The organism is Streptomyces sp. NPDC005728 (assembly GCF_040630895.1).
Taxonomy (GTDB): Bacteria; Actinomycetota; Actinomycetes; order Streptomycetales; family Streptomycetaceae; genus Streptomyces.
This window is the reverse complement of sequence record NZ_JBEXYL010000041.1, coordinates 71,839-81,682: the sequence shown is the minus strand read 5'-3', so window position 1 is coordinate 81,682 and position 9,844 is coordinate 71,839. Positions and strand designations below refer to the sequence as shown.

7 protein-coding genes are annotated in these 9,844 nt (G+C 72.2%); 2 read left to right on the top strand and 5 right to left on the bottom strand.

Translation table 11 applies throughout. The annotated features are described in order from the left end of the window. Positions 1-99 precede the first annotated feature (99 nt). Positions 100-726: a chaplin gene (locus ABZ471_RS26140; RefSeq protein WP_359069443.1), complete on the bottom strand. Its 627-nt coding sequence runs from the start codon at positions 724-726 to the stop codon at positions 100-102. Between the two features lie 308 nt (positions 727-1,034). Here ABZ471_RS26140 and ABZ471_RS26135 point away from each other — a divergent pair, with 308 nt between their 5' ends. Together ABZ471_RS26135 and ABZ471_RS26130 are read left to right on the top strand one after the other, a co-directional pair. Then, positions 1,035-2,678 (top strand): alpha/beta hydrolase, encoded by a 1,644-nt coding sequence (locus tag ABZ471_RS26135; protein WP_359069442.1) that lies wholly within the window; start codon positions 1,035-1,037, stop codon positions 2,676-2,678. Between the two features lie 128 nt (positions 2,679-2,806). Then, positions 2,807-3,331 carry a DUF4232 domain-containing protein gene (locus ABZ471_RS26130; protein ID WP_359069440.1) on the top strand — a complete coding sequence of 175 codons (525 nt, stop codon included), beginning with the start codon at positions 2,807-2,809 and terminating at the stop codon, positions 3,329-3,331. Here the strand turns inward: ABZ471_RS26130 and asnB are convergent. The 4 genes from asnB to ABZ471_RS26110 form a co-directional block, all read right to left on the bottom strand. Continuing rightward, positions 3,324-5,165 carry an asparagine synthase (glutamine-hydrolyzing) gene (gene asnB, locus ABZ471_RS26125; protein ID WP_359069438.1) on the bottom strand — a complete coding sequence of 614 codons (1,842 nt, stop codon included), beginning with the start codon at positions 5,163-5,165 and terminating at the stop codon, positions 3,324-3,326. The two genes, ABZ471_RS26130 and asnB, sit on opposite strands and share 8 nt — an antisense overlap. Positions 5,166-5,440: 275 nt before the next feature. Then, entirely contained in the window at positions 5,441-6,220 is a 780-nt protein-coding gene (locus tag ABZ471_RS26120) for an alpha/beta fold hydrolase (RefSeq protein ID WP_359069436.1), read from the bottom strand. A 63-nt stretch (positions 6,221-6,283) separates the two neighbouring features. Continuing rightward, positions 6,284-7,423 carry an alpha/beta fold hydrolase gene (locus tag ABZ471_RS26115; protein WP_359069434.1) on the bottom strand — a complete coding sequence of 380 codons (1,140 nt, stop codon included), beginning with the start codon at positions 7,421-7,423 and terminating at the stop codon, positions 6,284-6,286. Next, positions 7,420-9,810, bottom strand: a complete 2,391-nt coding sequence (locus ABZ471_RS26110) for a thioester reductase domain-containing protein (RefSeq protein ID WP_359069432.1) — start codon at positions 9,808-9,810, stop codon at positions 7,420-7,422. Before ABZ471_RS26110 ends, ABZ471_RS26115 begins: the two co-directional genes overlap by 4 nt. Positions 9,811-9,844 lie beyond the last annotated feature (34 nt).

Sequence of the window (9,844 nt, the reverse complement as noted above, 5' to 3'; positions counted from 1 at the left end):
GAGCACACCTCCGTCTTCGACACCGAGGTCCCCCCGCCCTCCCTGGACCCCGACGCCGACGATGCCAGGGGCGACGCCGGCGGGGCCTTTCGGTGGGGCTCAGCGGGTGCGGCCGGGGCGGAAGCGGCGGTACAGGACCGTGCCCGTGAGGAGGAGAGCGGCACTGCCGGCGACCGCGGGGGCCGTCAGGTCGTCACCGGTGTGGGCCAGGGTGGCCACGGGCGCCTGCGGGGTCCGCGGACCCGGGTGGGACCTTGGCGGAGCCGGCGGCTTGCGGGTCGGGGGCGGGGTCGGCTGCTCGCCCGGGTTGTTGGCGGAGTGGTTGCCCTCGGCCGGGTTGCCCACGCCGACCACGTCGACGGTGTTGCCGCTGATGTTCACCGGGACGTGAACGGGGACCTGGACGCCGTTGCCGGAGAGCACACCGGGCGAGTCGTCGGCACCGCCCTGGGCCGAGGCGCCGCCGGACGCGGCAGAGCCCCCCTTGCCTGCGCCTCCGCCGTTCTCGCACTTGTTGCCCGCGGCGGGATTGAGCAGCCCCACCACGTTCACGGTGTTGCCGCACACGTTCACCGGGACGTGCAGCGGGACCTGGATGGTGTTGCCGGAGATCAGTCCGGGCGAGTCGGCCGCCACGCCGTCGGCCGAGGCTCCGTCGGACGCGAAGGCGCCGGACACCGGCATCGCCACGGCCATCGCGCCGGAGGCGGCGACGACGGCGATCACACCGTTTCGGGTAGCCCGTCTCATAGGTTTCCCTGCCTTCCAGACATCGTCGCGGGCACTCACCCGCACCACATGAAACGCAGGAGAACCATCCGAGTTATGGCTTATCGGTCCTTCACCCCATCGAGTGGCATGATCATTCGAACCCCATGCAAAGTCATCGAATGATCATTGATCATCACGGAAGGTGCGAAGGGTAGATCATCGGACACCTCCCCGCTCGCCCGGAGGCGGCGCGCTCGAGGCCCGCATATGGTGAGCGAGGGCGTCGACCCGGTCCGCAGCGGGCACGCCCCGGGAGGCGATCGATGCTGGTCAAGCTGTCCACGCGACCCGTCGTGCGGCACTGCGCGGGCGCCGGGGCCCTCGCCCTGGCGCTGCTCGGGGCCGGGCTGCCCGCCCTTCCCTCGCCGGCCGCCGACCAGCCGCAGCCCGACCTGTCCCGCTTCTACCGGCAGAAGGCCTCCTGGGCGGCCTGCGAAGGCCCGGACATGCCCAAGGACCTCCAGTGCGCCAAGGTGACCGTCCCCCTCGACTACGCGCACCCCGCCACGGGCACCCTCGACGTGGCGCTGGCCCGCTACCGGGCGACCGGCCCGTCGCGGGGCTCGGTGCTGCTGAACTTCGGTGGTCCGGGCGGTGCGGGCATCAACGAACTCGCCGCGGACGGCAAGGACTTCATGGATCTGACCAACGGCTACGACGTGGTCACCTTCGATCCGCGCGGCGTCGGCCGGTCCTCCCCCGTCAGCTGCAGCGAGGGTACCGGCGAGGCCTCGGCGGCGATGGGCGGGAACGCCGACCTCAGCCGTCCCCGGACCCTGCTGCAGAAGCTGCGGCGTGCCGCCGACCAGTGCGCCCGGCACTCCGGCCCGGTACTGCAGCACATAGGCACGGTGAACGCCGCCCGGGACCTGGACGTGATCCGCCAGGCGCTCGGTGACAAGAAGCTCAACTACCTCGGTTTCTCCTACGGAACCCGGCTCGGCGCGGTGTACGCGGCCCAGTTCCCGCACATGGTGGGCCGGATGGCCCTGGACGGCGTGGACACCCTGACCGAGCCGCTCTCCGAGCAGGGACTGGCGGGCGCCGAGGGGCAGCAGACGGCACTGGACGACTTCCTGGACTGGTGTACGACGGACATCGCCTGTCCGTTCGGGCAGGACCGGCGCGCGGCCGGGGACCAGGTCGTCCAGCTCGTGCGCTCGCTCGACGAGAACCCGGTGCCCACGGACTTCGGCGGCGCCTTCTCCGGCCAGGACCTGGTGGGCGCCATCGGGCAGGCCCTCTACAGCAAGGAACTGTGGCCCTCGCTGGAGCGGGCGCTGGTCTCCCTGGTCGAGGACGGCGACACGCGCCGTGTGCTCAGCTTCTCCGAGGGCGGCGGCTTCGGTCTGCCCGTCCGGCAGGACGGCCGGGGGAAGGACGCCGACCGCAGGAAGCAGGACGGCGGTCTCGTGGACACGGTGGACGTCCCGGCGGACAACCTGCCGGCCGCGCTGATGGCGATCAACTGCGCGGACGACCCCGACCGGCCCACCGAGGCACGGATCACCAAGGACCTGAAGGACCTGCGGGCCGCCTACGAGCAGGCGTCGCCCGTCTTCGGCCGCTTCCGGCTCACCCAGCTGCTGATGTGCTACGGCCGCCCCAAGGGCACGGACTTCATCCGCGACCGGGTCAGGAACGTCCACTCGGCCAAGATGCTGCTGGTGGGCACGCGCGGCGACCCCGCGACGCCGTACCGCTGGACCGTGGAGACGGCCAGGCGGCTCGGCTCTTCCGCCGTGGTGCTCGACAACAAGGGCGAGGGACACACCGGCTACTCGTCGTCCACCTGCGTGCACCGCAAGGTCAACGACTTCCTGCTGTACGGTTCGCTGCCGGCGAGCGGCAGTTCCTGCCCTGCGGACGGGAACAGCTGGAGCTCCACCACGAACACCTCCAATTGATGACAGGAGCAGCGCAAGCGGGTAACAGCCCCGATTCCGGCACAACCTCCCGGTCGGCCCGGACGTCACACTGGGCAGGCGTGCCTCGGCCCGCCGGACCCGTTCGTGACCGACAGGGGGAACCCACCATGCGCATCCGCGCCGCCATCGCCGTACCCGCCGTCTCGGCCGCAGCCGCGGCCCTGCTGCTCACCGCACCGCCGAGCCAGGCGGCCGCGGGGCACGCCAAGCCGGCCCGCTGCGCGGAGAAGGTACTGACCCTGCGCGCCAAGGCCGCGTCCGACGATCACTCCGTGGTGCGGGTCAGCGTGACCAACCGCGGCCCCCGGGCCTGTGTCGTGGACCGGGTGCCGACGGTCACCTTCGGTGACCTGGACGGGGCCGCGCTGCCGGTGCCGCAGGGCGGCAGCGGGACCTACCGGCTCGCGGCGGGCGGGACCGCCTACGCGGCCGTACGCACCATCGCCGACCCGGCGGACCCCGAGGCCCGCCGGGTGGACGCGATCACGGTCGCCGGTTCGGCCTCACAGTGGGGCCGCTCCTTCACCGCGGCCCAGCTCGGCACCGGGAGCAAGGTTCTGGTGTGGGAGCCGGTGACGACCTGGTGGCAGCCGACGGCGGCGGCCGCGGACCGGGCCCTCGGCCTCAGCTGAGGGTCAGCTCCGGGGAGTAGAGGTCCAGCCACTGGGCGAGGTCCAGGCTGCGCTCCAGGCCCCGCCGGGCCGCCTGGGTGCTGACGGGGGTGTCGCGTTCTGCGGCCTCCCGGATGCGCTCGCGGTCGACCAGGTCGAAGACGGGGTGCGAAGGCCGGGCGAGGAGGTCCTTGACCTGGTCCTGGAGGGCGCGGGCGTACCGCGGGTCCTGCGTGGACGGGTACGGGCTCTTGACCCGCTCGTACACCGTACGCGGCAGCAGGTCCGCGGTCGCCTCCCGGAGCAGGCTCTTCTCCCGGCCGTCGAAGGACTTCAGCGACCAGGGCGTGTTGTAGACGTACTCCACGAGCCGGTGGTCGCAGAACGGCACCCGGACCTCCAGGCCGACGGCCATGCTCATCCGGTCCTTGCGGTCGAGCAGGGCGCGGACGAACCGGGTCAGGTGCAGATGGCAGATCTGCCGCATCCGGTACTCGAAGTCGCTCTCGCCGTCCAGGCGGTGGATGCCTGCGACGGCGGTGCGGTAGCCGTCGGCGACATAGCCCTCCAGGTCCAGGGTCTTGGCGAGGTCGGGGCGCAGGACGTCGGCGTCGTCACCGAAGTCGCGGCCGAACCGCACCAGCCAGGGGAAGGTGTCGGAGCGGCGGGCGTCCTCGTCGAAGAACTGCAGGTAGCCGCCGAAGACCTCGTCGGCGGACTCACCGGACAGGGCGACCGTGGACTGGTCGCGGATGGCGCGGAAGAGCAGCAGCAGCGAGGCGTCCATGTCGCCGAAGCCGGCCGGCAGGTCGCGGGCGCGAATCACCTTCTCGCGGACGTCCGGGGCGGCGAGGGCCCGGGAGTCCAGGACGATGTCCTGGTGGTCGGTGCGGGCGAGCCGGGCCACGTCGTGCACGAAGGGCGTGTCCGGGGTGCCGCGCAGCTCGTCGGCGACGAAGTTGTCGCTCTGGCCGACGAAGTCGACGGAGAAGCTGCGGACCTTCTCGCCCTCCTCGGCGAGCTGCCGGGCGGCGAGCGCGGTCATGGCGGAGGAGTCGAGGCCGCCGGAGAGGAGGGTGCAGCGCGGGACGTCGGCGACCAGCTGGCGGCGCACGATGTCGTCGAGGAGCGAGCGCACGGTGGCGATGGTGGTGTCACGGTCGTCGGTGTGCGCTCGGGTCTCCAGCCGCCAGTAGACGCGGGTGTGCAGGCCGTCGCGGTCGACGGTGACGACGGTGCCGGGTTCGACCTCGTGCATGCCGTCCCACACGGCGTGTCCGGGGGTCTTGACCATGGTGAACAGCTCGCGCAGGCCGTTCAGGGCGACGCGCGGCCGGGCGAGCGGGTTGGCGAGGATGGCCTTGGGCTCGGAGCCGAACAGGACGCCGTCCGGGGTCGGGTGGTAGTAGAACGGCTTGATGCCCATGCGGTCGCGGATCATCACGAGCCGGCCGTGGCGGCCGTCCCACAGGGCGAAGGCGTACATGCCGTTCAGCCGCTCGGCGACGGCGTCGCCCCACTCAAGGTAGCCGTGGAGGACGACCTCGGTGTCGGAGTCGGTGGTGAACCGGTGGCCGCGGTCGAGGAGTTCGCGGCGCAGTTCGGTGAAGTTGTACGCCTCCCCGGAGTAGACGAGGGCGACGTTTCCCTCGGGGGTGCGGACGGACATCGGCTGGCGTCCGCCGGGGAGGTCGATGATGGCGAGCCGGCGGTGGCCCAGGGCGGCCGGGCCCTCGGTCCAGGTGCCCCGGTCGTCCGGGCCGCGGCAGGCCATCGTCTCGGTCATCGCATGCAATGTGGTCGACTCCGCGGTCAGGTCACGGTCGAAGGAGACCCATCCGGTGATGCCGCACATGCGCTACCTCCTGCCTCCGGCCCGTGGCCGCCCCCTCGCTCACCTGCACTTTCCGGGTGGACGGAAGTCGGCCGCCGTACCAGTTGTATCGAGCACCTATATGACGAGCGTCCGTCAGGCAGGCGCTGCGGTCAACGCGGACGTAACACGGACGGCCTCCGCTCCCCACAGTTTCGGCCGTGTTTTGCCAACGCGAAATCGATGGACCGCCTTGGCACCCGGCCGGGGAGGCAGGAACCGGCCACGGGCAAAAACTTCGCCAAGCGACTCCCGTGCTACGGCTTCGCAGTCAGAAACCAGTCGAGCGCCGAGGTGAGTTCGGCCGGCTTCTCCACGGGCAGTTCATGGCCCGCGTCGATGATGCGCACCACCGCGTTCGGATAGGCCTTGGCCATCCGGAGCATCTGACGCACGGGCAGCTGGATGTCGTGGTACCCGTGCACCATCAGGGTGGGCGTGCCGATCTCACCGGCGCGGTCGAGGAGGTCGAAGGCCCGCATGGCGCCGTAGAGGGTCATGACGACCTCGCGCGGGGTGGCGGCGGAGGAGCGGATGTACTCGCGGACCTCCTCGCGCGGGTGGCCCGGAGCGAACGCCCGCTGGATGTTGGTCGCGATGAACAGCTTGTACGGCACGAGGGTGGAGGCCGCCATGAGCAGGCCCCGGCCGCGGTTGTAGGCCATCCGGCCGATGGAGTTGACCAGCACCATCCGCTCCACCCGTTCGGCGTGGGACAGGGCGATGGTCTGGGAGATCATTCCGCCCATGGAGTGGCCGACCAGCACGAACCGCTCGACCTCCAGGTGATCGAGGAGGGCGAGGACGTCCCTCGCCAGCTCCGCGATCGTGCGCACCCCGGCCCCCGTGCTCTCCCCGTGTCCGCGCAGGTCCAGCCGGATCACCCGCCGGCCGGTGGAGAAGTGGGCCAGCTGGTGGTCCCAGCGGTGCCGGTCGGCGGTCCAGCCGTGGACGAACACCAGGGGGACGTCAGCGCCGTCACGGGGGCCCTCGTCGTCGTACGTCAGTACGGCGCCGTCGACGTCGAGCTGCGGCATGGGGGCCTCCTGGGGTGCGCTCCGGTTACTGATCGGTACGGTAACCGGCCGCGCCGCCCTCCGTCACCGCCGTTCGCCGAGGAATTCGAGGATGTGTCCGAAGACGTCGAGGGCGGCCCCCCGGCCCAGGAAGGTGTCCAGGTGGCCGTAGCCCGGGATCTCGGCGTAGGAGACGTCCAGCTGTGGCTGTCTGCGGGCCAGCACCTCGTGGCAGAGCTTCTGCGAGTCCAGCCACAGCCCGTTCTCGCTGCCGGCGAGCAGCAGCACCGGGGTGTCGATGCGGTCGGCCGCGTCCAGCGCGTTGGGCGGCAGCGCCCGGTAGCGGTGGTCGGTGTCGTGCCAGCGCACGACACTGCGGGCCAGCTCGATCCGGCGCAGGTGGGGCAGGATCCACAGCGGGGCGGGGCCGAGGAGTTCGGCGAGCCGGTCGTGGGTGCTGTCGGACAGGTTCTCGTGGACGAAGAGCGAGGCGCCCGTCCCCCAGGCCGAGCGGTGCAGGATCCGGCAGGTCGGATCGGGGCAGCCGTCCCCGCGGGAGGCCAGCGCGAACAACGGGGTGTACTTCGACCACAGGCCCACCTTGCGGAAGTCGACCGGGATGTGGTCGACCCGGGTCTTCAGCAGTTCCCCGGCCACGGACATCCGCAGCGAGGTCCGGCCCGCCAGCTTGGGCGTCAGGAAGACCCCCTGGGACACCACGCCCGCCAGGCCCGGCACCAGCCCGGCCGCCATGCTCAGCGACAGGGTGAGCGCGCCGATGCAGTGGGCGACGACGAACAGCGGGCGCTCGCCGATACGCTGCCGGATGTGCGCGACGGCCTCGGGGATGTCGTAGAGCGCCACGTCGTCGTACGTGTACCGGCGGCCGGTCTCGTTGTACGGAAGCCGGCAGCTGCCCCGCCAGTCCAGCAGCCAGGGTTCGTAGCCGTCGTCGAGGAGGACGTCGACGAGGTTGCGGGTCTCGGGCAGCAGGAACATGTCGGCGGAGGCGGTGTGCCCGTGCAGAAGCAGCACGACGGGCCGGGCCGGGTCGCCGGTGCCGACACGGGTCAGGCCGAGGCGGACGCCGTCGCTCGTGCGGAACGGGATCTCCTCGACGAGCGACGCATCGAGGCGGTGGCGCAGCGGGCGGAGGGCCGCGGTGGTGCGGACCCTGCGGAGCGCCGGCCGGGCCGTCCGGGAGGGGGTGGTCCTGAAGATCATCGGTTGTGCTCCGTGAGGGTGGGGGTGCGGCGCAGGTCGAGGAGGTCCGCGGCGGCCCGGGCGAACGGGGCGAGCAGGCCGCGGCCCATCTCCACACCGAACCAGGCGAGCCAGGTCAGCTTGGCGGCCCGCTTCTCCTGACCGGTCAGGCGCGGGTCGACCCTGATGCCGTCGATCTGGTCGCGGACGTAGGAGTCGGCGGGTACGACGACCTCGCCCAGCAGGCTCGCGGCCTCGCCCTCGCGGCCGATCTCCACGGTGAGCGCGCGGGTCTGCCGCCACAGGTCCCGCCGGGCCCGCGCGTACTTGCGGCCCTCCAGCCACCACAGACCGCCGTCCGCGTCGCGCAGCTTCAGCCGGTAGCGCAGGAGTTGATGGCGCATGCCGTGCCGGAGCGGGATGCCCTCCTCGGGACGGACCCAGACGTCGCCGCTGTCCACGGTCAGCGGCTCGGCGTGGAGCGCCGGGCAGGTCACCTCGCCGGTGACGTCCACCCTGCGCTCCTTGACCAGCTGGTACATGCTCGCTATCGACAGGGTGAGCGCCATCGAGCAGGGGGTTTCGGCGGCGGCGCCGACCGGGCCGACGGTGCCCTCGGTCGTCTCGGCGAACCAGAGATAGGGCTGGTCGTCCTTGTGCGGGAGGCGGGCGAGGCCGTCGTCGGCGAGCTTCTCGAAGGTCTTCAGCTGGGCCTGGGCGTCGTACCGGGCGGCGGGCGTGAGGCCGAGCGCGGCGACGAGGGCGTCGGTGCGGTCGGCGCCGGCGGCGGGACCCTTCAGGGTCGCCTCGCACAGCTTCAGTGCGGTCGGGCTCTGCAACACCCGTGCCAGGAAGGCGAGTTCGGACACCGGCTCGGCCTCCAGGCGGGCCAGCGTGTCGGTGCGCCACTCGTCCCAGTCCTGGACGCGCACGTGCATGCCGCCGAAGGCCATGTCCCGTACGACGTCGTCCAGGGTGTTGGGCACGCCGGTGAGGTTGTAGTCGAAGCCCCAGGCGTCGGGCTCGCAGATCGCGGCGACCGCCACCCGGCTGACCCAGTCCACGGGGGCCGCGTTGAGGTAGTGGAACGCCGGTACGGTGCGGAAGCGGCCGAAGGCGGAGATCAGGCCGCTGCTGAGGTCCTGCGGGTTGTACGCGCCGGTCCTGGTGTGGCCGCCGATACCGCCCGGTCGGAGCGCGGTGACGACGAGTCCGTGGTCGCGGGCACGGCGCAGGGCGACCTCGGCGGCCCACTTGGACTGGTCGTAGCCCGAGATGAGCCGGTCGACGTGGGCGAACGGGTCGTCCTCGCCCATGGAGGTGATGCCGACCTCGTTGAACACGGCGATGGACGAGATGTGGTGCAGGGGCTTGGGGCGGCCGGTCGCGGCGAGTTCGGCGAGGGTGAGCGTGCCGAGGACGTTGCTGCCGCGCAGCGAGTGGTAGCCGCGCAGGAAGTCCACGGCGGCGGCGACGCCGACGATGCTGTCGAGTTCGTGCGCGAGGCTGTGCCACTGCTCGTCGGTGAGGCCGAGGCGGGGGCGGCGGATGTCGCCGGGGAGCACGGTGATGCGCCGGCGTATCTCCGAGGACCACGGCAGCTTGTAGCTGCGCAGCTGGGCGCCGAGCCGGGCCGTCGCGGCCGCCTCGTCGGCCGCGCGGACCAGGCAGTACACATGGGCGTCGCTGTGCCGCAGCAGGTCGAGCAGCATGTGGCTGCCGAGGAAGCCGGTCGCGCCGGTCAGCAGGACGCGGCGCGGCGGCAGCGGTTCGGGCACGTCGGTGAAGGGCAGCCGGTCGGCGAGGGCGAGATCGGCCAGGATCTGGTCGAGGTCCTCCTGCCGGGCCCGGGAGTGGGGGTCGCCGTCCCGGTACGGCCTGTTCAGGACTGCGGGTGGGGTGCGGGGCGAGGGGACGGGGAGCGATCCGGGGGCCGGGGCGAGGCTCGCGAGCGGGGCCGGCGGGGCCGGGACGACCACGGCAGAGGACGTCACGACGGGGGGCGTGACGGCCGCGGGTGCCTCTGCCGCCGTGCCTCCGAGCAGCGGCAGCCACCTCCGGGCAAGGCTGGCCGGGCGGGCGTCCGCGAACACGTCGTCGAGGTCGATCTCGATGCCCAGCTCGCCCTCCAGTTCGGCGGCCAGCTCCACCGCGTCGACGGACGTGCCGCCCGCGTCGAAGAAGTCGGCGTCGGGCGCCGGCAGGCCGGCGGGCAGACGACGGCCGGCCGCGGCGGCGATGACGGCCGCCAGGGCCTCGAGGTCCGGCGCCGGGGCCGCAGCACGCTCGGGCTCGGCGCCCGCCGCCCGTACCCTGGCCAGCAGGTCGGCCACGCCGAGTCCGCCGCCGCCCCGTTCGATCGACTCGGCGGTCCCCTGCCGGCCGGCGTACGCCGGCTCCTCGTTCATGTCACGCATGAGAGCCCTTCGCGTTGTGCACGGT